We start from the raw sequence: 25375 nt of genomic DNA, 5'->3' as shown, positions 1-25375 counted from the left end.
GATGGCGTCCGACGACACCCGCCAACGGCTGACGGTGCGCGCCGGCGGCGCGCGCGTGGCCATGGCCGCCGCCGGCGTCGCCGAAGTGATCCGCACGCCGCGCGTCACCCGCGTGCCGCACGGGCCTCCCGGGCTGCTGGGCGTCACCCACCTGCGCGGCCTGGTGCTGCCGGTGGTGTCGCTGGGCGCCTTGCTGGGCGATGACCACCCTGCGGACAGCACGCGGGTGGTGGTGCTGCGCCGCGATCCGCCGATCGGCCTGGCTGTGGACACCATCGAGACCTTGACCGCCTCGGAAGGCGACGGCCAGGTCGAACTCCAGCACGGCCGCCTGATGCTCGACGACGCGAGCGGCGCGCGCTGGTTCGATCTGGACGCGGCGCTGCAGGATCGGTTCGCGGCCTTCCGCGCCGCGCGCCGCGCGCCCGAGCGCGAGGTCGCCGCGCGGCCGGCGGTCGCGGCGGCGCCGGACCTGGCCTTTCTGGGATTTGTCCTGGCCGGGCAGGACTACGCCCTGCCGCTCGACGCCGTGGCTGAGGTGATGGCGGTTCCGAAGGCCGTGGTCGCTCTGCCGCGCACCGAGGCGGTGCTGATCGGCGTGTTCGAACTGCGCGACGAGGTCCTGCCGGTCGTTTCCCTCCGGGCCCTTCTGGGCTTGGCCGAGCGGGCGGTGCAGGCCGACGACCGCATCGTCGTCGTGCACATCGGCGACCATCGGCTGGCGCTGCTGGTCGACCGGATCAGCGTCATCCTGCGCGCATCGCGTGACGCCGTGGGACCCGCGCCGACCCTGTTCAATCGCGCCGGCGGCGAGGCGCGGATCGACTCCGTCCTGCGGCTGCCGGACGGCCGGGGGCTGGTCTCGATCCTGGTCCCCGAACGGGTGATCGCCGACGATCGGGTCTCGCGGCTGCTCGCGGAGACCGGCGACCAAAAGGATATGGCCATGGCCAGCACGACCTCGGCGGCGGCGCGCGAGCGCTTCCTGGTCATACGCCTGGGCGACGAGACCTACGGCCTGCCCATCGCCGCCGTCGACGAGGTGGTGCGCCTGCCCGAGACCCTGACCCGCCTGCCCAAGGCCCCGGCCTATATCCAGGGCGTGATGAACCTGCGAGGCAAGCTGATCCCCGTGATCGACCAGCGCCAGCGTTTCTCCGTCTCCGGCGAAGCGACCGGCGAGGCGCGCCGCGTCGTCGTGGTCACCCTGGACGGGCTGCAGGCCGGGTTCGCGGTCGACGCGGTGTCCAGGATCCTCGAGGTCGAGGCTGAAGACCTGATGCCCGCGCCGGAACTGTCGAACGATGGCGACCGTTTGTTCGACCGCGCCGCGAAGGTGGAGCGCGAGGGGGACGTCATCTTGCTCATCGATCCGCGAGCCCTGCTGGCGCGCGCCGAAGCCGACCTGCTGCGCGACCTGACGGCGAGGTCGCCCGCCTCGTGACCCGGTTGTTGATCGTCGACGATTCCGCCTTGATGCGCCGCGTATTGGGCGATGTCTTCCAGAACGAGCCGGGGTTCGAGGTCGCCTTCGCACGCGACGGGGTCGAGGCGCTGGCGCAGGTCCACGCCTTCAAGCCCGACGTGATCACCCTCGACGTCCAGATGCCGCGCATGGACGGGCTGTCCTGCCTGGACCGGGTGATGGTCGAGCGGCCTTGCCCGGTGGTGATGGTGTCGTCGCTGACGGCCGAGGGCGCGGACGCCACCCTGGAGGCCCTGGAACTGGGCGCGGTGGATTTCGTGGTCAAGCCGGACGGCGCGGTGTCGCTGGCGATCGACGAGTTCGCGCCGATCCTGGTCGAGAAGGTCGTGACGGCCGCGGCGTCGCGTCTGCGCCGCTCGCATCGCCTCGCCGAGCGCCTGAGGGCCCGCCATGGCGCGATCGTCCCGCCGCCGCCGCGGGGCAAGACGGCCACGGGCTGGAAACCCCAGCCCGCCGGCACGCCGCCGGGCCTGGTGATCCTCGGCGCGTCGACGGGCGGTCCGCCGGCCCTCGACGCCGTGCTCCGCGAGATCCCGGCCGACTTCCCGTGGCCGATCCTGGTGGCCCAGCACATGCCCGCCGCGTTCACCGCGTCCCTGGCCCATCGGTTGGACGGCCTGTGCGCCCTGCGGGTGATCGAGGTGGCGCGACCCACGCCGTTGGTTCCAGGCTGCGTCTACGTCGCGCGGGGCGACGCCGACATGATTGTCAGCCGCCGGGCCGCCGGGCCCGTGGCGCTGTCGACCCCGTCCAGCGCCGAGCATCGCTGGCATCCCAGCGTCGACCGTCTGGTCGACAGCGTGGCCGCGGTCATGCCGCCCGAAAGGCTGGTCGGGGTGCTGATGACCGGCATGGGCGACGACGGCGCGCGGGCCATGACCGCGCTGCGAGCGGCCGGCGGCCGCACGATCGCCGAGTCCGAGGACTCCGCCGTCGTCTGGGGCATGCCGGGCGAACTCGTGAAAGCGGGCGGGGCGGACGTCGTGGCGCCCGTCGACGCCATCGCGGGCAAGATCCGCGACATGGTCCGGGCCGGGTGAGCCGGGCCCCCACGCCCGAGCAGGCGCATCTGAGCGCCGACGACCTGAAGAAGGTCTGCGAGTTCCTGTATCGCCACACCGGCATGCAGTTCGGCGAGAGCAAGCGCTACTATATCGAGCGGCGGCTGGCCGACCGGGTCGCGGCCACCCACTGTCCTGATTTCGCCGCCTATTTCGGCCAGCTGCGGGCCGACCCCGTCGAACGCGAGACGCTGATCAACGCCTTCACAGTCAACGAGACCTATTTCTACCGCGAAGAGCATCAACTGGCCTGCCTGAGCCGGTCGCTCCTGCCGGACTTGATCACCTCGCGCCGTCCGGGCGACAAGATCAGGATCTGGTCGGCGCCCTGCTCGACCGGCGAGGAAGCCTATTCGATCGCGATCTGGCTGCTCGAGAACTGGCGCATGGTGGACGCGTACAATGTCGAGATCATCGGTTCCGACATCGACACGCGGGCCCTGCACGCGGCCCACGAAGGCCTGTACGGCGAGCGCGCGCTGTCGCGACTGCCGCCGGAGGTCGTCGAGGCCTATTTCGAACCGAGCCGCCGGCATCGCCGCAAGCTCATCAACGATCTGCGCGAGTCGGTGACCTTCACCCGGGCAAATCTGGTGGACGGGCCGGGCCTGGCGGAGCAGGGGATGTTCGATGTCATCTTCTGCCGAAACGTGCTGATCTACTTCGACGACGCCTCGCGCCTGGTGGCGGCGAGGAACCTCTATGATCGACTGAACCCGGGCGGGTATCTGTGCCTGGGGCACACGGAGTCCATGAGCCGCATCAGCGACCGCTTCCTGGTCCGCCGGTTCGAGGACGCGGTCGTTTTCCAGCGGCCGGGGGAGGCCGTATGACCGACGACCTCATGGTCCAGTTCCTGAGCGAAGGTCGCGAACTGGTCGCCAGCGCCGAGCACGACCTGGCCAGCCTGGCGCGTCGGCCCGACGACGCGGGCGCGCTGGACGGCTGCTTCCGGGCGATCCACACGCTGAAGGGCTCGGCGGGATTGTTCGACCTGCGGCCGATGAGCCTGATGCTGCACGCGGCGGAGGACCTGCTGACCCTGCTGCGCGCCGAACGCACCGGCGTGGCCGAGGATTTCGAGGCCCTGTTCAGCGTCGTGGACACCGTCGATCGCTGGCTGGACGCACTGGACCGCACCGGAGTCCTGCCGGCCGACGCCGACCTGGCCGGCGAGAGCGAGACCAGGCGGCTGCGCGCCCTGGTGGCCTCGGTGAGCGCCGCGACGGACACCGCGGCCCGGACGGCGCCGACCAGCTGGCGCCCGCCCCAAGCGTTCGACGGCCTGGGCGCGACGGCCGTCCGCTATACGCCGCGCGCCGACAGCTATTTTTCCGGCGACGATCCCATCGCCATCGTCGCGGCGATGCCGGGCCTGGCCGGCCTGCAGGTCTCGCCGCGCGAGGCCTGGGGCGGGCTTGAGGACTATGATCCCTACGCCTGCAACCTGGTGCTGGAAGCGGTGTCGACCGCCGGTCGGTCGGAGGTCGAGGCGGCCTTCCGCTTCGTGGCCGACCAGATCGAGGTGGTCGACCTGACGGCGGAAGAGACGGCGACGGCCCCGGCGCCGGAGCAAGGCGCGCGCAAGACGCTGCGCATCGACGCCGAGCGCGTGGATCGGCTCGCCGCGTTGGCCGGCGACCTGATCATCGCCAAGAACGGCCTGGCGGACCTGGCCGCTCAGGCCGAAGGCCTTCCCGGCGGTCAGGCCCTGGGTCAGGCCCTCCGCGCGCGACAGGTCCAGCTGGACCGGCTGGTCGGGGATCTGCACGCGACAGTGGGCAAGGTGCGCCTGGTGGCGCTGGGTCCGCTGTTCGCGCGGTTCCATCGGCTGGCGCGGGAAATCGCCCGCTCGCTGGACAAGACCGTATCCCTCGAGGTGGAGGGCGGCGACGTCGAGGTCGACAAGACCATCGTCGACGGGCTGTTCGAGCCCTTGCTGCACGTGCTGCGCAACGCCATCGACCACGGTGTCGAGCCGGCAGACGTGCGCGCGCGGGCCGGCAAGCCGGCCGCCGCCTCGATCCGGTTCACGGCCAGGGCCGTGGCGGACCAGGTGGTGATCGAGGTGCGCGACGACGGCGCGGGGATCGATCCGGCCGGGATCCGCGCCCTGGCGGTTCAGCGCGGCGTGCTGACTCGGGACACGGCCGACCGCCTGGACGACCAGGCGTCGATCGATCTGATCTTCACGCCGGGCTTCTCCTCGGCCAGCGAGGTCAGCGCGGTGTCCGGCCGCGGCGTGGGCATGGACGTGGTGCGCGACGCGGCCCAGAAGCTGGGCGGCAAGGTCATCGTCGACAGCCGGGTGGGCAAGGGCGCGACGGTGCGGTTCATCCTGCCTGTCACCATGGTGCTGACCAAGGTCATGGTCGTGACCTGCGGCGAAGAACGCTACGGCCTGGCGCTGGATACCGTGGTCGAGACCGTCCGGGTGCCGACCGAACGCATCGTTCCCGTTCGGGCGGGCAGGGCGTTCCAACTGCGCGACGCCGTGGTCCCGCTGGTGTCGCTCGGCGACCTGGTGGGCGCCGTCGCTTCCGGACACCGGCCGAGCGAGCGGGTGGTCGTTGCTCGGGCTCGCGGCGAACTCGTCGGCTTCTCGGTGGACGCCATCGTCGACCGGATGGACGCGACGGTGCGCCCCATGACCGGCCTGCTGGCCGGCGCGCCGGGCGTCATGGGCGCCACCCTGCTGGCGGACGGCGCGGTGCTGATGGTCCTGGATCCGGCGGAGCTGGTCCTATGACGGTTCTGAACGACGGTCCGATCATCCGCCTGCGGGGAGTCTGTCGGGTAGAGGACGCAGAGCCGCTAACGGCTCTGCTACAAGGCGTTTCGGACTCCACGTTGGACCTGTCGATGTGCGAAGGTCTGCATGCGGCGGTTGTTCAGGCGATCCTGGCCTTTCGTCCTACAATCGTCGGCCTTCCCGACGATCCCTTCCTGAGAGATCGATTGTTGCCCGCCTTGACCGGCGGACGACCGTCGGATGTGTCCAGACCATAGTTTTTGACGCCGCGCCGTTGCGCGGCGGTGCGAGGAGAAGTTCATGGGGACGACCGTTCTCATCGTCGACGACAGCAAGCTGGCGCGGATCGTCCTGGGCAAGACCATTGCGGCCTTGCAGCCGGACTGGACACGGGTCGAGGCCGGCAACGCCGACGAGGCGATCGCCGCGTTCGACGCCCAGGCGATCGACGTGGCCGTCCTCGACTACAACATGCCCGGCCGAGACGGCCTGGCCCTGGCCGAGGAACTGCGCGAGCGCTTCCCGACCATGCCGATCGCCGTGGCCACCGCCAATGTCCAGGACGAGATCATCAGCCGCGCGCGCGCGGCCAACGCCACATTCATCGCCAAGCCGGTGACGGAGGAAGGCATGCGCGGCTTCCTGTCGGGCGCGGCGCTTCGGCTGCGATCGGCGGCGCAATGACCACGCAATCCATCCTGCTCGACGATCTGGAGCGGGACGCCCTGACCGAACTGGTCAATATCGGAGTCAGTCGCGCGGCCGCCAATCTTCGCAAGATGGTCGGCGAACAGGTTCTGCTGTCGGTCCCGGCGGTCGAGGTGGTCACCCGCGAGGGCGCCACGACCCTGATCCGGGAACGCGAGAGCGGCGAGCTGGTCGCCGTCCGCCAGGACTTCGCCGGCGTGTTTTCGGGCCGGGCCCTGCTGATCTTCCCGCAGTCAAACAGCATGGCGCTGGTGCACGCGGTGACCGGCGGCGCCCTGTCGGTCGCGGACGCCGCCGACATGGAGGACGAGGCGCTGGCCGAGACCGGCAACGTGGTGCTCAACAGCTGCCTGGCGACCATGGCGAACATGCTGCAGCGGCCGCTGACGATGTCGTTGCCCGAAGTGATCCGCGGCGACGGCTCCAAGCTGTTCCACCTGTCGCCCGAGACCTCCGACGGCGGCGTGGTGCTGTTCCTGTACATCAACTTCGCCATCAACGACCGGGACATCCGCGGCTACATCGCCATGCTGATGGACCTGCCGTCCCTGCACGCCCTGAAGGGCCTGATCGCCGATTTCATCGAGCGCGTGGTCGGCGATGCTTGACCATGGTTGAACCTATTGCCAAGCTTGGCGTTAGGTTCGGGTCATGACCGAGGCCGACGCCGCGATACGTCACCAGGATCCCGAGGCGGACCGGGCGCTGGACGCTTTGCACGCGCTCGCCGGCCCGTTGTTCGACGCCCTGGTGAAATCCGGCGTCGCGGTGACGGTGACGGACCCCCGGCGGGATGACGATCCCATCGTCTATGTGAACGCGGCTTTCGAGTCCCTGACAGGCTATTCAGCGCGCGAGGCGGTCGGGCGCAACTGCCGTTTCCTGCAGGACGCCGCCACCGATCGCGAGATGGTGGCGTTCATCGCCGAGGGGCTTCGGCGCGACGGGGCCGTCACCGCCGACATCCTGAACCGGCGACGCGATGGCGCGCCGTTCTGGAACCGGCTGAACATCACCACCCTGCGCGATGCGGACGGCGCGCCGGCCTATCGTTTCGCCACCCAGGCTGACGTCACCGGCGAATACACCGACGAGGTCGTGGTCGAGCAGCTGCGCGTCAGCCGCCAGCGGCTCGCCGAGGCGCAGGAGCAGCTGCGGGTCGCCCAGGCGATCGCCGGCGCGGCCGGGGCCTGGGAATGGGATATCGCCGCGGGCACGTTGGTCGCGGACGTGCGCTTCGCCAATCTGTACGGCCTCGACCCCGTGGAGGCCGCCCAGGGCCTGCCGACCTCGGCGTTCTTCGCGCCGGTCCACGCCGACGACCGGTTGCGGCTGAAGATCGCCGTGGCGGGGGCCCTGAACGGCGCCGAGGTCTTCACGCGCGACTACCGGGTGGTGCGCAACGGCGTCGTCCACTGGGTGTCGGCGCGTGGGCGGACCTATCTCGACGACAACGACAACCCCGTCCGCTTCTCCGGCGTCCTGGCCGACATCACCGATCAGAAGCGGGTCGAGGAACAGCTCCTGGTGGCGCAGACCGCCGGCGGCGTCGGCTCGTTCGAATATCTCAGCGGCTACGGGACCGCCGACGTCTCCGAGCAGTTCTGCCAGCTTCTCGGCCTGCGGCCGGCGACCAGCCTTCCCGTCCGCACCATCAACGCCGTCGTGCATCCCGACGACCCGCCGATCATCCAGGGGCGCGACGGACAGCACGTCTTCGGTCCCGCCTTCCACGAATTCCGCATCCGCAGGGCCGACACCGGCGAGGAGCGCTGGCTCGCGTCGCGGGGCGAATACCGGCCGCACGGAACGGGCGGGGTCAGCTTCATCGGCGTGATCTACGACATCACCTCGACCAAGCGCTCGGAAGAGCAGCTTCGCGTGTTGACCGAGACGCTGGAGGTCCGCGTCGCGGCGCGCACGCAGGAACGCGATCGGGTCTGGAACCTGTCGCGCGACCTGCTGCACGTGATCGGGCCGGACGGCCTCTATCGCGCGGCCAATCCCGCCTGGCGGACCCTGTTGGGCTATGACGAAGCCGATCTTGTCGGCAAGCCTGCGGGCAGCCTGGTCCATCCGGACGACCACCAAGCCGCCATGGAGCGCTTCACCGTCCTGTCGCGCGGCGAGGCCATCGGTGATTTCGATTGCCGCATGCTGGCCAAGGACGGGACCTATCTGTGGGTCAACTGGACGGCCATGCCGGAAGGCGACGCCATCTACGGGATCGGGCGCGACGTCACCCAGCGCAAGGCGCTGGAGGACCAGCTGCGTCAGAGCCAGAAGATGGAGGCCGTGGGCCAGCTGACCGGCGGCCTGGCCCACGACTTCAACAACATGCTCACGGGCATCCTCGGCGGCATCGACATGGTGCGCCGGCGCATCGCCGAAGGGCGGATGGGCGACGTCGACCGTTTCCTTGACGCGGCGATGCAGTCCGGACAGCGCGCCGCGGCGCTGACGCACCGCCTGCTGGCCTTCTCGCGTCGCCAGACCCTGGACAGCCGTGCACTGGACGTGGGGGCCCTGACGGCCTCCATGGAAGATCTGCTGCGCCGAACCCTGGGCGAGCAGGTGTCGCTGCGCATCGATATCGCGCCCGACCTCTGGCCGGCTGTCGCCGATGACAATCAGCTGGAAAGCGCCATCCTCAATCTGGGCATCAACGCCCGCGACGCCATGCCTGACGGCGGCGAACTGATCATCGCCGCGCGCAACGTCCATCTGACCGACCGCGAACTGGCCGACAGCGACCACGCCGAGGCGGGCGACTATGTCGCCATCAGCGTGACCGATACGGGCACGGGCATGCCGCCCGAAGTGCTTCAGAAGGTCTTCGATCCCTTCTACACCACCAAGCCGCTGGGGCAGGGGACGGGCCTGGGCCTGTCGATGATCTACGGCTTCATCCAGCAGTCGAGGGGTCACGTCGTCATCGACAGCGCGGAAGGTGAAGGCACGACCATCCAGCTCTTCCTGCCCCGTCACCAGGGCGCGGTGGAGGCGGCGGCCTCGATCGACGACGAATTCGCGCCCGTCGGCGCCGGCGAGACCGTGCTTGTCATCGAGGACGACGCCGCCGTGCGGCTGTTGGTGATGCAGGTGCTGGAGGAACTCGGCTACCAGGGCATCGAGACCGCCGACGGTCGCCAGGCCGTGCCGATCCTCGAATCGTCGCGGCACATCGATCTGCTCATCAGCGACGTGGGGCTGCCGGGCCTCAACGGCCGCCAACTGGCCGAGATCGCCCGCGAGCGGCGGCCGGGCCTCCCGATCCTGTTCATGACCGGTTACGCCAAACAAGCCGCCGACCAGGCCGCGTTCCTCGAAGGAGGAATGGAGATCATCGGCAAGCCCTTCGCCATCGAACAGCTCGGGCGTCGCATCGGCGAGATCCTGAGGCGCGAAACGAGCTGACCAGGCGCCACGCCAATGCGCGCCGATAAATCGATGCGCTCTGGAAAAGGTCGAGTTGCTGGAGTTCACCCAACGTCCGACAACGCGGGCGGCCGTGCGCTCGCCCTAGTCGGGCAGGTGGCGCCCGAAATCGTAGCTTGTTGAAAATTCCCAACAATCCCCGAAAGGGGAGAGGTGGCTCCGCGGGTAGGATTCGAACCTACGACCAGCCGGTTAACAGCCGGCTGCTCTACCACTGAGCTACCGCGGAACAGGTCGCCTCAGGAAGAGGCCGGGTGATAGCCGCCGATTTGACTCGGTGCAAGCGCATTCGGACAAAAAAACAGCCCGGTCGATGACCGGGCTGTGGAAAGTCAGTGATGGTGGGGTGTCTTCAAGAAAGACCAGTCGAATTTGGGTCTTTATGGTTAATCAGACCTTAATTCCGCCTGCGACCGAATGGCGCCCCTATACCGCATCAGGGCCGCATCAGGGCTTCATCAGGCCGACGGGCAGGGATCGCGCCGCCACCGCGACATCGGCCTTGGCGGCCGTGTCGCGCGACGAGTCGCCCAGGCTGAGCGTGTAGTCGCCGGCCGCGACCGACCAGCCGTGGGCCTTCTCGTTCCAGGTGGCCAGCAGGCGCGGATCGACGGTCAGGGTGACCTTGGTGCTGGCGCCGGGCGCCAGTTCGACCTTCTTGAAGGCGGCCAAGCGTTGGGGCGCTTCCCAGCCGCCCGCCTTGGGCGAGACATAGACCTGCGGCACGGCCTTGCCGGTCCGCTTGCCGGTGTTCTTCACGTCGAAGCTGACGGTCAGGGCGTCGCCCTTGGCCTCGGCCTTGAGGTTCTCGTAGGCGAAGGTCGTGTAGGACAGGCCGTGGCCGAAGGCGAACAGCGGCTGGTGGCCCTTCTTGTCGAACCACTTGTAGCCGACCGCCGCGCCTTCGATCGTGTAATCCACGGCGAACAGGTCGTCGGGCTTCTTGGGATCGCCGTCCAGCGTCGGGCGGGGCAGCTGGTCCAGCGACGCCGGGAAGGTGACGGGCAGGCGGCCCGAGGCGTCGACCTCGCCGGTCAGGACGCGGGCGATGGCCTCGCCGCCCTCGGAGCCCGGATACCAGGCCTCGACCACGCCGCCCACCTTGGACAGCCACGGCATCAGCACCGGGCCGCCGGTCTCCAGCACGACCACCGTCTTGCCGTTGGCCGAGGCGACCGCGTCGATCAGGGCGTCCTGGTCGTTCTCCAGCGTCAGCGGGCTGTCGAACGACTCGCCGTTCCACTGGGTGGCGAAGACCAGCACCACGTCGGCGCCGGCGGCCAGCTTGGCGGCGGCGGCCTTGTCCTTGCCGTCGGCGAACTGGATGTCCGCGCCGGGCAGGCGGGCCTTCAGCGCCTTCAGGGGCGAGGAGGGGAAGTAGATCATCGGGCCGGGCCAGGAGGCGGGGCCTTCGCCGGTCACCGCGCGGCCGCCGATCGGATAGACCTGCGACGAGCCGCCGCCCGACAGCACGCCGACGTCGGCATGGCCGCCGATCACGGCGATCTTCTTGGCGCTGGCGACCAGCGGCAGCAGGCCCTTGTCGTTCTTCAGCAGGACCACGCCTTCCTCGGCGTCGGCGCGGGTGACCTTGGCGTGGGCGGCGTAGTCGATCGTGGCGATCTTCACCGGCTTCTCGACCACGCCGCTGGCGAACAGGCCGCGCAGGATGCGGCGGGCCATATCGTCCAGGCGCGCTTGCGTCACCTCGCCCTTGGCCAGGGCATCCTTCAGCGGGGCCCGGAAGAAGGTCTGCTTGTCGAAGGCCTCGGCGCCGGACTCCTGGTCCAGGCCGGCGTTGACGGCCTTGGCGCCGGAGTGGGTCGCGCCCCAGTCCGACATCACATAGCCCTTGTAGGCCCAGTCCTGCTTCAGGACCTTGTTCAGCAGGAAGTCGTTCTCGCAGGCGTAGTCGCCATTGACCCGGTTGTACGAGCACATCACCGAGTGCGGATCGGAGTCCTCGATCGCGAACTGGAAGGCCAGCAGGTCGGAGGTGCGCGCGTCGGCCTCGCCGATCTTGGCGTCCAGCACGAAGCGGCCGGTCTCCTGGCCGTTCAGGGCGTAGTGCTTGATGGTCGAGACGATGGCGTTGGACTGGATGCCCTTGATCTGGGCCCCGACCATCCTGCCGGCCAGCCAGGGATCCTCGCCGCCGTATTCGAAGTTGCGGCCGTTGCGCGGCTCGCGGGTCAGGTTGATGCCGCCGGCCAGCATGACGTTGAAGCCGGAGTCACGGGCTTCCGAGCCGATCATCGCCCCGCCGGCCTGGGCCAGTTCGGGGTTCCAGGTGGCGGTGGTGGCGATGCCGGCGGGCAGGGAGGTGCGCTCGCGCTTCTTGGGCTCGCCGCCCTGGGTGGCCACGCCGACGCCGGCGTCGGTCTGGAACTGGGCCGGGATGCCCAGGCGCTCGATCCCGGGGATGTAGCCGGCCGAGCCGGGCAGGGCCTCGGCGATGCGCTTGTACTTGGTCCCCATGTCGGCGCCGAAATAGCCGAAGATGACCGTCAGCTTCTCGTCCTGGGTCATGGCCTTGACCGCCAGGTCGGCGCGCACGTCGGCGTCCAGCTTGGGGTCCAGCCAGGGACGGGAGGCCGGGGCCGCGGCGGGCGCCTGGGCGCAGGCGGCGGTGGAGGCCAGGGCGCCGGCGGACGCGCCGAGCATGAGGGCCAGGGTCAGGCCCCGCCAGGACTGTCGGTTCATAGTACCTCCCATTATTGTTGGCGTGGGCGAGGCTCGCCGACGCGGATAGGACTTCGGTCTAGCCGGCTCGAACGGGGCCGGTGGATTCGCGGATCACCAGGCTGTGCTGGGTCAGGATGGTCGCCGCGCCCTTGCCGAGCGCCTCGTTGGCGCTCCAGCCGTTCAGGGCGGTGATGGCCCGCTGGGTCATCTGGTCGAAGGGCTGACGGATGGTGGTCAGGGACGGCCAGATCGCGGCGGCGATCGGCGCGTCGTCGAAGCCGACCACCGACAGGTCGTCGGGCAGCTTCAGGCCGCGCCGCTGGGCTTCCATGCAGGTGGCGGCGGCCATGTCGTCATTGGCCGCGAAGATGGCGGTGGGCGGGTCGTCCATGTCCAGCAGGGCCTGGGCGCCGGCCAGGCCGCCTTTGAAGCTGAAGTCGCCGGGGACGATCAGGGCGGGGTCCGGACGCGGCTTGCCGGCGGCGGCGTAGGCCTCGTTGAAGCCGTTGCGGCGCAGGGTGCTGGCGGCGTGGTCGGGGTGGCCGGCGATGTGGCCGATCCGCTCGTGGCCCAGGCTGAACAGGTGCTCGACCACCTCGCGGGCGGCGGCGCGGTCGTCCATGACGATGCTGGGCGACAGCGAATCGGGGCTGGTGGGCGAGATCAGCACGCAGCGCACGCCGTGCTCGCGCAGCAGGGCCTTGAGCGGGGCGAAGTCGCACTCGGGCGGCAGCAGCACCATCTCGCGGACCCCGCCCTCGGTGACGAAGGCGCGGATGCGGTCCTGCCAGCCGGCCATGTCGCCCTCGACCAGCTCGGCCGACAGGTGGCGGCCGTTCTGCAGGCAGGCGACCATCAGGGCGTGGTGGATGCGGGTCTGGTAGCCGCCGCTGGGGTCGCCCATCAGGATGCCGACCGCCGGGGCCGATTGCGAGCGCAGGACGCGCGCCACGGTGCTGGGCTGGTAGTCCAGCGCCCGCATCGCTTCGCGCACCCGTTCGCGGGTCTTGGCGGTGACGCTCTCGTGGTCGTTCATGACGCGCGACACGGTCTTGGGCGAGACGCCCGCTCGCAGCGCCACATCGTGGATCGTCGCCATGACCTTGTCGCACCCAACACAAAATGATCGCGCCGCGCGCTCGATCACCTGAATCGCCGCCGCCCCGTTTGAGCAAGCCATAGCTCAGCCCGACAACGATGTCATGCGTCAGGACATGAAATTGTCCAAACAGGACATTTAGCGGGTCATTTCGGGTCAAATCGGGACATCGGAATCTCGGAATTCCATATGCCGCAAGGGAAATTACGGCTGAAAGGTGGCTGGTTCTTTTCACAACATGTCCATTGTGAGCGGTCACATTTTGTCCGGCGCCCCGGAGGTTCTTCGGATTTTTCTTCGACAAAAATCGTTATTATTCAAAGAGATAATCTTGGAGTTTGGGCGGGCCGCAGGAAGCGGTGTTTTCCTTGCGTAGCGTTTTTGTGCGCCCTGGCCACAAAATGACAACGTTGACATTTTGATTGACACGACCGGGACATTTATCAATCTTGAGACACGGCTGGGGAGGGCGTGAGCCAGCGTATGCGTCGAGGGACGCAGGGGTCGCCAACAGGCTTTCACTCGAAACGGGGCGCGCCGGGCAGGCCGGCGTCCTTGGCGAAGGGCTGAAGGCGGATGCCGCCTACGTCGGAATCGGCGGGGGCGGGAACGGCCATAAAAATACTTTTGGGGAGCGAAGAACTTGTCCAATCCACGAAATCAGTCCGCGCTGGCCCGGGGCATGACCCTGGCGCTGCTGGCGGGCGCCTCGTCCATGGCGCTGGCCACCGGCGCCCACGCCCAGGCGGCGGACGCGTCCTCGCAGGTCGAGGAGATCGTCGTCACCGGCATCCGCGGCTCGCAGATGAAGTCGGTCGACATCAAGCGCAAAGAGGCCTCGATCGTCGACGCGATTTCGGCGGAAGACATCGGCAAGCTGCCCGACACCACCATCGCCGACTCGCTGCAGCGCATCCCGGGCGTGCAGATCAAGCGTGACGCCGGCGAAGGCGCCACGATCAACATCCGCGGCCTGGCCCAGGTCATCACCCTGCTGAACGGCGAACAGTACCTGAGCGCCGGCAACATGGGCACGGCCCAGCCGAACCTGCTGGACGTGCCGGCCCAGCTGATGAACCAGGTGGTGGTCTACAAGACGACCGATCCCACCAACGCGCTGTCGGGCATCACCGGCACCGTCGACCTGCGCACCCGCCGTCCGTTCGACATGGAAGAGGGCTTCCACTTCGCCGCCGGCGTCGAAGGCCAGCGCGGCGAGCGCACCAAGGACAACGACTACCTGGTCAACGGCCTGGTCAACTGGCGCAACGAGCGCGTCGGCCTGATGGTCGCGGCCACCGCCAGCGAAGTGAACCTCGGCAACAACTCGTCGGGCGTCGTGGGCCTGTCGGGCAGCAACGACTGGGGCGGTTCGTTCGCCAACAACTACATCTCGCCGCACGGCTTCGAGAGCTTCCACCGCGAGGTCGAGCGCAAGCGCCTGGGCGTCAACGTCTCGTTCCAGGCGGACCTGGGCGAGGGCTTCACCCTGATCGCCGAGGGCTTCTACGCCAAGCTCGACGAATACAACCGCGCCGCCGGCATCAACATCTCCAACCGCTGGGACGGCGGCGCCTATGGCGCGTGGACGACCCCGACCGTGTTCGAGCAGACCGGCCAGAACAGCACCGGCAACAGCCGTCCCTGGATCGCGGTCGACGAGTACGACATCGACGCCTGGTGGGTGAACAGCTTCGCGGTCAACCGCACCACCAAGTCGGAGACCAAGAACTACAACCTCGAACTGAAGTACGACAACGGCGGCAACTTCACGAGCGAGGTGCGGGCCATCCGCGCCAACGGCAACCGCCTCAGCATGAACGGCCAGGCCCAGGGCGACCTGAGCAACTGGCAGTACGCGCCGGGCCGGTTCAACCTGTTCCGCAACGCCGACGACCGCACCCGCGGCCCGTTCTACCCGGCCTCGATCTGCGCCCAGTACCCGGCTTCGCAGCGTTCCAACGCCGTCGTCGGCAGCGCCGGCGGCTGCTATCTGAACCCGAACCCGCTGGGCTACGGCGCCAATCCGCAGCTGCACTACAATATCGGTGGGAACAAGGCGGTCTGGAGCGGCTTCGACCGTCCGCTGGCCGGCGGCCTGGGTGCGGGCAAGACGCTGAAGGACTACATGGCCAACAAGGACAGCTACGCCATCGCGGCGTTCTCGTCCGAGGGCAACAACGAGGTCGACTCCGACTTCAACGCGTTCCGCGCCGAAGGCCACTACAAGTTCGACGACAAGCTGCTGGGCTTCGTCACCAAGATCGACGCCGGCGTTCGCCAGAGCGACCGCTCGGTCCAGGTCGAGGCGTTCCACCTGTTCTCGCCGTTCTACGGCGGCACGCCGGGCGCGATCCAGGCCAACGGCCAGCCGGTGCCGGCCGCGGGCTGCTACGCCCAGTGGAAGGCCATCGACGTGGTCATGAACCAGGACCAGTGCCAGGCCGGCGAAATGGTCTCGAACCCGGCCGGCGGCGCCCCGATCTTCCAGGGCTACACGGTCAACAAGCCGACCAAGATCGACGCCTACAACAACGTCATCTGGATGGACGACCTGGGCAGCATCACCCAGGGCATCCCGGGCTTCTGGGTCGTCGATCCGCACGACTTCGACAACGTGGCCGAATTCCAGAAGCGCGTGTTCGGCGCGGCGGTCCGCTACCAGATCCCGGGCGTGACCTATGACGTCACCCTGAAGGAGCAAAGCGCCTACGGCGCCGCCGACTTCGAGATCGGCAAGCTGACCGGCAACGTCGGCCTGCACGTCATCCAGACGCACCTGCTGGTGAAGCAGAACCTGACGGGCGCGACCCAGAACTACGGCGACACCAACCTGGACGTCGGCGACACGGTCACCACCCGCAAGTACACCGACTGGCTGCCGTCGTTGAACGCCACCTACGACGCCACCGACAACCTGAAGTTCCGCTTCGGCTACTCCAAGACCATGCAGCCGCTGGACCTGCAGAACTACGGCGGGGGTCTCAGCATCTCCACCGCCGACTGCGGCACCAAGCCGGGCCGCTGCGTGACGGGCGCTAGCTCGTCGGGCAACCCGGCGCTGAACCCGTGGCGCTCGACCAACCTCGACGCGGCGGTCGAATACTACTTCGGCGCCGCTTCTATGGTGAACCTGTCGGTGTTCAAGCTGAAGATCGACAGCTTCGTCACCGGCGGCACCACCACCGGCACGTTCAAGGACGAGGACGGCACTCCGCGCACCGTCAATGTCAGCCAGCCCATCCAGGGCGACGGCGGTTCGGTGAAGGGCCTGGAAGTCGGCACCAAGCTGGCGTTCAGCGACCTGCTGATGGACGGCGGCTTCTTCTCGAACTTCGGTGTCGACGCCAACGCCACCTACTCGCCGAGCTCGGAATCGCGCGTCGGCCTGGACGGCAAGAAGTTGCCGTTCACCGACAACTCCAAGTACCAGTACAACCTGATCGGCTGGTACCAGGACAACAAGTGGCAGGCCCGTGTCGCCTACAACTACCGGACCGACCGCCTCAGCAGCGTCACCGGCAGCTCGGGCGACAACCTGCCGGTCTTCCAGAAGTCCACCGGCTACGTCGACGTGAACCTCAGCTACGATGTTCGCGACAACGTCATCGTCTACCTCAACGGCTCGAACGTGACCGGCGAGATCGAGAACTACTACGTGAAGTTCGCGGACGGTAAGTCTCAGTACGCCAACCAGAACCAGTTCGAACCGCGCTGGACCCTCGGCGTTCGCGCCAAGTGGTGATCTAGACCTGGGCGCGGCCGCCTTTGTCCTGGTGGTCGCGCTCCGGACCTTCCTCTTGACGTTCCTCATCCCGAGGGACGCCTCCAACCCTTCCCTGCGGGCCGCCGTGACCCCTGTCACGGCGGCTTCTTTTTCCGTCCAGGGCGGTTAGCATCGCAAATCAGACGGGCGCGTCGACGTCCGCGGCGAGGAGCCGGAGAGCTTCGAAAGGGCAGGGAGCCACTCATGCAGGACAGCGCGCGCGATCGGCGCATCCGCGACATCGTCATCGTCGGCGGGGGAACCGCGGGCTGGATGGCGGCCGCCAGCCTGAAGCAGCACTTCGGCGCGGCGCCGGTGAGCATCACCCTGATCGAGTCTTCCGAGATCGGCACGATCGGCGTGGGCGAGGCGACGATCCCGACCATCCGCCGCTTCTACCAGGCCCTGGGCCTGTCCGACATCGATGTGCTGCGGGCCACCGGCGGCACCTGCAAGCTGGGCATCCGCTTCAACGACTGGCTGGAACCGGGCTCGTCGTTCATCCACCCCTTCGGCGTCTACGGCCAGGACCTGAACGGGGTGTCGTTCCATCACTACTGGATGCGGCTGCGCGCCCTGGGCGACGCCGCGCCGATCGGCGACTATTCGCTGGGCGCCAGCCTGGCGGCGGCCGGCAAGTTCACCACGCCCTCGCGCAATCCGCCCTCCACCCTGTCGGTGTTCGACTGGGCCCTGCATTTCGACGCCAGCCTGTTCGCCCGGCTGATGCGCCAGGTGGCCGAGCAGAACGGCGTGCGGCGCATCGACGCCAGGATCGTCAAGACCAACCTGCGGGCCGAGGACGGCTTCATCGAGTCCGTGTCGCTGGACACCGGCGCGACCGTCCAGGGCGACCTGTTCATCGACTGCTCCGGCTTCCGCGGCCTGCTGATCGAGGAGGCTCTCCAGACCGGCTACGAGGACTGGAGCCAGTGGCTGCTGTGCGACGCGGCCATGGCCGTGCAGAGCGAAGGGCAGGGCGCGCCGCCGCCCTATACCGACGTCACCGCCCATGAGGCCGGCTGGCGCTGGCGGATCCCGCTGCAGCACCGCTGGGGCAACGGCTACGTCTATTCCAGCCGTCACACGACCGACGAGCAGGCGAGGGCGGTCCTCACCGGCGCCCTTGCTTCGAAAGGAGGGGACGAGCGCCTGCTGCACGAGCCGCGCAAGATCGCCTTCCACCCCGGCCGCCGCCTGAAGGCCTGGAACAAGAACTGCATCGCCCTGGGCCTGGCCTCGGGCTTCCTGGAGCCGCTGGAGAGCACCAGCATCGCCCTGATCGAGACGGGCATCGAGAAGATCAAGCAGCTGTTCCCCAACCGCGACTTCGACCCGGCGGTGGTGGACGAGTTCAACGAGATGTCGCGGCTGGAGATGGAGCGTGTCCGCGACTTCATCATCCTGCACTACAAGCTCAACAAGCGGATGGACGACCCGACGGGCTTCTGGACCCACTGCCGCGAGATGTCGGTCCCCGACACCCTGCGGAAGAAAACCGACCTCTGGCGCGCCCAGGGGCATTTCGTCCGCTACCGCTGGGAGATGTTCTCCCCGCCCAGCTGGCTGGCGATCTACGCCGGCTTCGACGTGCTGCCCCAGACCTACGACCTCAGCGTGGACGGCTTCGACGCCGGACAGCTGTCGGAGGCCCTGGGCGGGATGCGCAAGGCCGTGGCCGAGACCGTGGCGGCCACTCGCACCCATGGCGAATTCATCGAACAGTACGCCCGCCCCCAGTCGGTGGCGGCCGAGTAGGAGCGCCCGGATGGCCCACCTGAACAAGATCGTCATCGTCGGCGGCGGCTCGGCCGGCTGGATCTGCGCGTCCATGCTCAGCCACTATTTCCAGAACGGCCCGACGGAGGTCGAGCTGGTCGAGTCCGAGGAGATCGGCACGATCGGCGTGGGGGAATCCACCATCCCGCCGTTCCTCCAGCTGATCCGCACCTTGGGGATCAACGAGCAGGAATTCATTCAGGAAACCCAGGCCGCCTTCAAGCTGGGCATCCGGTTCGAGAACTGGCTCGAGAAGGGCGACACCTACTACCACCCGTTCGGCCAGATCGGCGGTCCGTTGGAGGTCAACGAGTTCTACCAGTGCTGGCTGCGGGCCAAGCAGAACGGCCATCCGTCGAACCTGCAGGACTTCGCCCCGGCCACGGCGATGGCCAAGGCCGGCAAGTTCATGCTGCCGGCGGCGGCGCAGAAGACCATGATCGCCAACGCCAACTACGCCCTGCACGTCGATGCGCGGCTGGTGGGCCTGTACCTGCGCAAGTTCGCCGAGGCGCGGGGCGTGAAGCGCACCGAGGGCATCGTCACCGACGTGGCCACCCGGCCCGACGGCGGCGTCGCCAAGGTGATCCTGAAGGACGGCCGCGAGGTGGCCGGCGACTTCTTCATCGACTGTTCCGGCTTCCGCGCCCTGCTGATCGGCAAGACCCTGGGCGAGCCCTTCCGCGACTGGGGCGACGTGCTGCTGTGCGACCGCGCGGTGGTCGCCCAGACCGAGAACCTCGGCCCGCCCCATCCCTACACCCTGGTCCAGGCCCAGGACTTCGGCTGGCGCTGGCGCATCCCGCTGCAGCACCGGGCGGGCAACGGCTACGTCTTCGCCAGCAAGTATCTCAGCGACGACGAGGCCACCGCCACCCTGATGAGCCAGATCCAGGGCGAGGTCGTGCTGGGCCCCAACATCATCCCGTTCAAGACCGGCGTGCGCGAGCGGCCCTGGGTCAAGAACGTGGTCTCCATCGGCCTGTCGTGCGGCTTCATCGAGCCGCTGGAGTCCACGGCCCTGCACCTGATCTACAAGGGCATGGACTACTTCCTGCGGTTCCTGCCCGACATGGACGCCGACCAGACCCTGGCGGCCGAGTACAACCGCCGCATGGTCGCCGACTACGAGGAGATCCGCGACTTCATCGTCCTGCACTACGTGACCACCCGGCGCGAGGACACGCCGTTCTGGCGCGACTACCAGAAGGTCGATCCGCCGCAGAGCCTCAAGGAGCGCATCGCCCTGTTCAAGGCGGCCGGGGTGCTGCGCGACGGGGTCGACGACATGTTCCGGGCGGCCAGCTGGCAGTCGGTGATGGAGGGCATGGGCGTGCGGCCCCAGCGCTACCAGCAGCTGGTCGATCGCATCCCGCTCAGCGTGATCATGAACCTGATGGACAAGTCCGCCCCCTTGCTGGCCGACTTCGTGGCGACCCTGCCCAGCCATGAGGAGTTCCTGCGAACCCATTGTCCGGCCGCGCCTTTCAAGCGTTCGGCTTAAGGAGCGTCAGCGCCAGCTCTTGGCCTGGGTGATCGTGGCCGGCTCGGTCAGCAGGGCCTCCAGCGAGCGCCCGGCGAGCGTGCAGCTGGCGATCTTCACGGGACCTTGGCCGCCCGTGATCCGGCAGGTCAGGGACTGGGAGAAGGTCGCGGCCATCAGGCGTTCGCGGTCGACCGGCAGGACGGGCGCGTTGGGGCTGATCCGCAGCGGGATCCAGTGGTCGGGCGTGGGGCCCTGGGCGATGCAGAGCGTGCGGCCGTCGATGACGTGCAGGACGGGCCCGGTGACGGTCCGGCCCACCGCCGGGGCGGGCGCGCGGCAGGTCTGGGCCAGGGCCGGCGCGCCGAGGCACAGGGCGGCCAAGGCGACGGCCGCCGCTCCCGATCTCGCCCAACCCCTGGCCATCACCACACGTCCTCTGAACGCCGATTCAACTCGGTCGACGACTTCGCGTTCCCGGCAGAGCCCGTTGAAACCACTGACGTTTGTAGAGTGTTGCTCGGGCGCCGCAGGCCGCGCGGACCCAGCCGGATCGGCGTGCTAAAGGAAGGTCGGCCAAACCGGCGACTCGCCGCCGGTGGACGGACACGGACGGGAGAACTCCGCTGGCGACGGTGAAGCGTACGGGATCGCGCAAGACCCTGACGGCGGCCAATCTGGCGGCCCTGGGCGCGGAGCGGCTGGCCGAACTGCTGATCGACGTCGCCGAGGGCCACGCCCAGATCAAGCGCCGGCTGCGCCTGGAGCTGGCCGGCGAGATCGGTCCCGAGGACCTGGCCGCCGAACTGGCCAAGCGCATCGACACCGTCGCCGACGCCCGCTCGCGCATCCACTGGCGCAAGCACAAGGAGTTCGTGCGCGAACTGGACATGCAACGCGCCCTGATCGCGGGCCGGCTGACCGAACTGGACGCGGCCCTGGCCCTGCCGATGATGCTGCGGTTCCTGGCCCTGGCCGAGGGGGTGTCGCACCGCACCGCCGACGCCAAGGGCGAGGTCGAGGCGGTGTTCGACACCGCCGTCGACGACGTGGCGGCGATCGCGCCCCTGGCCCTGGCCGATCCGAGGGCGCTGGGGGATCAGTTGCTGGACCTGCTGCTGCACGGCCGCGCCGGTCTTGGGCCGCGGGCCCTGAAGAACGCCCTGCCGGCCCTGGGCGCCGAGGGTGTCGCGGGGCTGCGGGCGCGGGTCGAGACGACCATGGCCTCGCAGAAGCGGGTCAGCGGCGCGCTGAAGGCCGCGGTCCAGGTTCTGGCCGACGCCCAGGGCGACGTCGACGGCTATGTCGCCCAGTTCACCGAGTCCCAGGCCGTGCTGCCGCCGATCGGGGCCCAGATCGCCCGTCGGCTGACGGCGGCGGGGCGCCATGACGAGGCGGTGGCCGCCCTCGACCGCTCGACGCCCGGCTCGTTCGCTCAGCTGGTCGGGACCGTGCTGGGGCGTCCGACGATGCCCGGCCCGGGCGCGCTGGACTGGGAGGACGCCTATATCGAGGTGCTGGAGGCGAGGGGGCAGGGCGACCTGGCCCAGGACATGCGCTGGACCAGCTTCGAGCGCGGCCTGTCGGTGGAGCGCCTGCGCGACTACCTCAAGCGCCTGCCGGATTTCGACGACGTCGAGGCCGAGGACAAGGCCCTGGCCCACGCCGAGGACTTCCACGACCTCCACGCCGCCCTGGACTTCCTGGTCCGCTGGCCGGCCTGGGACCGCGCCGCGCGGCTGGTGCTGCGCCGCTGGGGCGACCTGGACGGCGACCGTCCCGAACTGCTGGAGCCGGCCGCCCGCGCCATCGAGGGCCGCCATCCGCTGGCCGCGACCCTGCTGCTGCGGGCCATGATCCTGGACACCGCCCGCTACGCCCGCGCCGCCCGCTACAAGGACGCCCAGCGCCAGCTGCTGGAAGCCGCCTCCCTGGCCCCGGCCATCGGCGACTGGGGCGGCCACGAGGACGCCGAGGCCTTCGCGGCCAAGGTGGCGGGATACCGGCGCTGGTAGGCACCGTTCTGGAATGGGCGCGGCGACGTAAAGCCTCGATTGCCTAGACCCGAGCGCCGGACCTATAAGCGCCCTGAAGTATCCAGCCCCCCGAGGGATTCCATGAGCTCCGATTTCGCCGCCGCGCGCCTGAACATGGTCGAAAGCCAGATCCGCACGGCCGATGTCACCGATCTGCCCCTGCAGGACGCCCTGCGCGTCGTGCCGCGCGAGACCCTGGTCCCGGCCGGCAAGGGCTATCTGGCCTATGCCGACGCCGACGTCGAATACGCGCCCGGCCGCTGGCTGCTGCGCCCGCGCGAGGTGGGCAAGCTGCTGCAGCACCTGCGTCCGCGCGAGGGCGACAAGGCCCTGGCCATCGCCGCGCCCTACGCGGCCGCCGTGCTGGAGCAGATGGGCGTGCAGGTCACCCGACTGGACGCCGACGACCTGACCGCCGTGCCCGGCGGGAACTACGACGTGATCATCTGCGAAGGCGCCGTGCCGCGGGCTCCGGCCAGCTGGACCAAGGCCCTGGCCCAGGGCGGCCGCCTGGCGGTGATCGAGCGCGACGGTCCGGTCGGTCGCGCCGTGATCTACGTCCAGGCCGAGGACGGCGTCGGCCGTCGCGCCGTGTTCGACGCCACCCCGCCGCTGCTGGCCGGTTTCGCCGTCGAACGGGGCTTTGCGTTCTGACGACTTCCGGTCCAGAAACTAGAACGCAACGTCTGCGTGAAAAAAGCTTAACTAGCGGCCTATGGTCTCTCGCCTTACAGCCGATCATATAGGGTGCGGGCGTCGCGCCTGATCTGAGCAAGTCTCTGGCCCGGGTCTCGGGCCGGGGGGTTTCGTGGGGAATGAACTTGATGTCGAACAGCCGTCGGGCCGCTTTGCTGGCCGCCGCTTGCAGCCTGGGTCTGGTCGCGGGCCTGGCTTCGGCCGTCCAGGCCGAGACCCTGGCGGACGCCCTGGCCCTGGCCTATCAGACCAACCCCACCCTGCAGGGACAGCGCGCCAGCCAGCGGGTCACCGACGAGGGCGTGGTCCAGGCCAAGACCGCCTTCCGCCCGACGCTGAACGCCACGGCCGACGCCACGGTGTCGCGCACCGACCTGGCCAACGACCAGACCTACATCAACGGCGCCGGCCAGGTCGCCACCCGTGACCACACCACCGGCAGCGGCAGCGGGGCCAGCCTGGCCCTGACGCAGCCGCTCTATACGGGCGGCCGGGCCAACGCCAACCTGACCGCCGCCGAGGCCGACGTGCTGGCCGGCCGCGAGGACCTGCGCAGCGTCGAGCAGTCGGTGCTGGGCAACGTCATCCAGAGCTATGTCGACGTGCGCCGCGACCAGGAACGCCTGCGCATCGCCCAGGAGAACGTCAACGTCCTGAACCGCCAGCTGGAAGAGTCCAAGGCGCGCTTCGAGGTCGGCGAGATCACCCGCACCGACGTGGCCCAGTCGGAGGCCCGCCTGGCCTCGGCCCAGGCCAGCCTGTCGTCGGCCCAGGCCATCCTGGCCGCCAGCCGCGCGGCCTACGCCGCCGTGGTCGGCCAGAACCCCACCGACCTGGCGCCCGAGCCGTCCCTGGCCGCCCTGCTGCCCAGCAGCGTCGAGCAGGCCTTCGACCTGGTCGACCAGAACAACCCGTCGATCCAGGCCGCCCGCTACACCGAGCAGGCCGCCGCGGCCCGCGTCGCCGCGGCCAAGGCCGCCTTCCTGCCGACGGTCGGCGCCCGCGCGGGCTTCGACACCGACGCGACCCGCACCAACGGCACCGGCCGCGACTTCGGCGACTACAACCGCGGCTACACCGCCTCGCTGACCGCCTCGATGCCGCTGTTCACCGGCGGCCTCAACAGCTCGCAGGTGCGCGCCGCCAAGGAACGCGAGAACGCCGCCCGCATCGCGGTGGAGGGCGCGCAGCGCCAGGCCCTGCAGCAGATCTCGACCGCCTGGAACAACCTGCTGGCCTCGCGCGCCAACCTGGTGTCGAACGAGGAACAGGTCCGGGCCACCCGCATCGCCTTCGAAGGCGTGCGCCAGGAGCAGCAGGTCGGCCTGCGCACCACCCTGGACGTCCTGAACGCCCAGCTGGAACTGGCCAACGCCGAGGTCGCCCTGGTCGTGGCCCGTCGCGACGAATACGTGGCCAGCGCCAGCGTCCTGCAGGCCATGGGCGTGCTGAACGTCGCCAACCTGGCCCCCGAGGTCCCGCGCTACGACCCGGTCAAGTCGTACGACAAGGTCAACCATTCGTTCGGCTGGGTGCCGTGGGAGCCCGTCGTGCGGGGGATCGACAAGGTCGGCGCCCCGTCGCCGGTGTTGAAGAAGGCTCCCGAGGCCTCGACGCCGGCGGCCGGCAAATAGGGCGAATTGAAGCGTCGGTGATGCTTGAGCTTGCTTAACCGGCGCAAGTCTGCACCATCGCGCTAAGCGCCCCGCTTGGGCGCTCCAGGATTCGTACCCTTTCGAGACGGCCCCCACATGTCCGACCAGAGCCCCCAAGAACCGACGATGGAGGAGATCCTCGCCTCCATTCGACGCATCATCTCGGAAGATGACGCGCCGGCGGAGGCCGCTGCGGCGCCCGAACCGGAAGCGGAAGCCGCTCCCGCCGTCGAGGAAGCGCCGGCCGAGGACGACGTCCTGGAGCTGACCGACCCGATCGAACCGGCCGCGCCGGTCGAGACCATGGGCGACATCGACGTCTACAAGCCCGAGCCCGAGCCGGAACCCGCCCCGCCGCCGCCTCCGGCGCCCGAGCCGGAACCGATCCAGGGCTTCTCGCGCGACGAAGTGGCCGACAACCTGGTGGGCGACCACGCCGCCAGTCTGGCCGCCACCGCCTTCGGCAGCCTGAGCTCGGCCCTGCTGATGCCCAAGGACGGCCGCACCCTGGAAGACGTCGTGCGCGAACTGCTGCGCCCGCTGCTCAAGGAGTGGCTGGACCAGAACCTGCCGCGCATCGTCGAGACCAAGGTCGAGGAAGAAGTCCACCGCATCGCCCGCGGCCGCAGCGTATAACCGACGTCATCGCCCGTCCGCGGACGGGGCGATGACGAAGACATGGATAAGGCGGTCGCTCCGGCGGCCGCCTTTTTCCGTCTAAAAATCCCAGA

Annotated in this window: 17 protein-coding genes and 1 tRNA gene; 14 read left to right on the top strand and 4 right to left on the bottom strand. The window is 69.0% G+C overall.

The features are described from left to right. Position 1: 1 nt before the first annotated feature. The 7 genes from WAE60_RS16870 (at position 2) to WAE60_RS16840 (ending at position 9424) form a co-directional block, all read left to right on the top strand. The gene (locus tag WAE60_RS16870; protein ID WP_337687612.1) at positions 2–1444 is read left to right on the top strand and encodes a chemotaxis protein CheW; all 1443 of its coding nucleotides are present in this window, start codon (positions 2–4) and stop codon (positions 1442–1444) included. Further along, positions 1441–2526 (top strand): chemotaxis response regulator protein-glutamate methylesterase, encoded by a 1086-nt coding sequence (locus tag WAE60_RS16865; protein WP_029913059.1) that lies wholly within the window; start codon positions 1441–1443, stop codon positions 2524–2526. Before WAE60_RS16870 ends, WAE60_RS16865 begins: the two co-directional genes overlap by 4 nt. Then, complete coding sequence (locus WAE60_RS16860; protein ID WP_029913062.1) at positions 2523–3380, top strand: protein-glutamate O-methyltransferase CheR; 858 nt, start codon at positions 2523–2525, stop codon at positions 3378–3380. The genes WAE60_RS16865 and WAE60_RS16860 overlap by 4 nt, the downstream gene beginning before the upstream one ends. After that, positions 3377–5296, top strand: coding sequence for a chemotaxis protein CheA (locus tag WAE60_RS16855; protein ID WP_337687611.1), 1920 nt, complete (start codon positions 3377–3379; stop codon positions 5294–5296). The genes WAE60_RS16860 and WAE60_RS16855 overlap by 4 nt, the downstream gene beginning before the upstream one ends. Before the next feature lie 303 nt (positions 5297–5599). Beyond that, on the top strand, positions 5600–5983 hold the full coding sequence (locus WAE60_RS16850; protein ID WP_029913068.1) for a response regulator: 384 nt from the start codon (positions 5600–5602) through the stop codon (positions 5981–5983). Next, positions 5980–6615, top strand: a complete 636-nt coding sequence (locus WAE60_RS16845) for a chemotaxis protein CheX (RefSeq protein ID WP_337687610.1) — start codon at positions 5980–5982, stop codon at positions 6613–6615. Before WAE60_RS16850 ends, WAE60_RS16845 begins: the two co-directional genes overlap by 4 nt. A gap of 43 nt (positions 6616–6658) precedes the next feature. Further along, positions 6659–9424, top strand: coding sequence for a PAS domain-containing protein (locus WAE60_RS16840; RefSeq protein WP_337687609.1), 2766 nt, complete (start codon positions 6659–6661; stop codon positions 9422–9424). Positions 9425–9599: 175 nt separating this feature from the next. Here WAE60_RS16840 and WAE60_RS16835 read toward each other — a convergent pair. The 3 genes from WAE60_RS16835 to WAE60_RS16825 all read right to left on the bottom strand — a co-directional run bounded on the left by WAE60_RS16835 (position 9600) and on the right by WAE60_RS16825 (position 13229). Continuing rightward, positions 9600–9674 (bottom strand) — tRNA-Asn (locus WAE60_RS16835). Between the two features lie 218 nt (positions 9675–9892). Next, complete coding sequence (locus tag WAE60_RS16830) at positions 9893–12148, bottom strand: beta-glucosidase (protein ID WP_337687608.1); 2256 nt, start codon at positions 12146–12148, stop codon at positions 9893–9895. A gap of 58 nt (positions 12149–12206) precedes the next feature. Beyond that, positions 12207–13229, bottom strand: coding sequence for a LacI family DNA-binding transcriptional regulator (locus WAE60_RS16825; protein WP_029913087.1), 1023 nt, complete (start codon positions 13227–13229; stop codon positions 12207–12209). Positions 13230–13911: 682 nt separating this feature from the next. Between WAE60_RS16825 and WAE60_RS16820 the strand changes: the two genes are divergently transcribed. The 3 genes from WAE60_RS16820 (at position 13912) to WAE60_RS16810 (ending at position 20278) form a co-directional block, all read left to right on the top strand. Then, the gene (locus WAE60_RS16820; RefSeq protein WP_337687654.1) at positions 13912–16974 is read left to right on the top strand and encodes a TonB-dependent receptor; all 3063 of its coding nucleotides are present in this window, start codon (positions 13912–13914) and stop codon (positions 16972–16974) included. A gap of 225 nt (positions 16975–17199) precedes the next feature. Beyond that, complete coding sequence (locus WAE60_RS16815) at positions 17200–18753, top strand: tryptophan halogenase family protein (RefSeq protein WP_337687607.1); 1554 nt, start codon at positions 17200–17202, stop codon at positions 18751–18753. Between the two features lie 10 nt (positions 18754–18763). Next, positions 18764–20278 carry a tryptophan halogenase family protein gene (locus WAE60_RS16810; protein WP_029913096.1) on the top strand — a complete coding sequence of 505 codons (1515 nt, stop codon included), beginning with the start codon at positions 18764–18766 and terminating at the stop codon, positions 20276–20278. 6 nt (positions 20279–20284) lie between these two features. Here WAE60_RS16810 and WAE60_RS16805 read toward each other — a convergent pair whose 3' ends face one another. After that, positions 20285–20641: a hypothetical protein gene (locus tag WAE60_RS16805; RefSeq protein WP_337687606.1), complete on the bottom strand. Its 357-nt coding sequence runs from the start codon at positions 20639–20641 to the stop codon at positions 20285–20287. Between the two features lie 251 nt (positions 20642–20892). Between WAE60_RS16805 and WAE60_RS16800 the strand changes: the two genes are divergently transcribed. From WAE60_RS16800 to WAE60_RS16785, 4 genes are all read left to right on the top strand, one after another. Beyond that, on the top strand, positions 20893–22272 hold the full coding sequence (locus WAE60_RS16800) for a DUF6880 family protein (protein ID WP_337687605.1): 1380 nt from the start codon (positions 20893–20895) through the stop codon (positions 22270–22272). Between the two features lie 102 nt (positions 22273–22374). Continuing rightward, on the top strand, positions 22375–22947 hold the full coding sequence (locus WAE60_RS16795) for a protein-L-isoaspartate O-methyltransferase (protein ID WP_029913103.1): 573 nt from the start codon (positions 22375–22377) through the stop codon (positions 22945–22947). A 170-nt stretch (positions 22948–23117) separates the two neighbouring features. Beyond that, a complete protein-coding gene (locus WAE60_RS16790; protein ID WP_337687604.1) occupies positions 23118–24623 on the top strand; it encodes a TolC family outer membrane protein in 1506 nt (501 codons plus the stop codon). 117 nt (positions 24624–24740) lie between these two features. Further along, positions 24741–25280, top strand: a complete 540-nt coding sequence (locus WAE60_RS16785) for a DUF2497 domain-containing protein (protein WP_029913109.1) — start codon at positions 24741–24743, stop codon at positions 25278–25280. The last annotated feature ends 95 nt before the right edge of the window (positions 25281–25375 follow it).

The organism is Caulobacter sp. CCG-8 (assembly GCF_037402475.1).
Lineage (GTDB): Bacteria > Pseudomonadota > Alphaproteobacteria > Caulobacterales > Caulobacteraceae > Caulobacter.
This window is presented reverse-complemented; position numbering and strand designations above follow the sequence as displayed.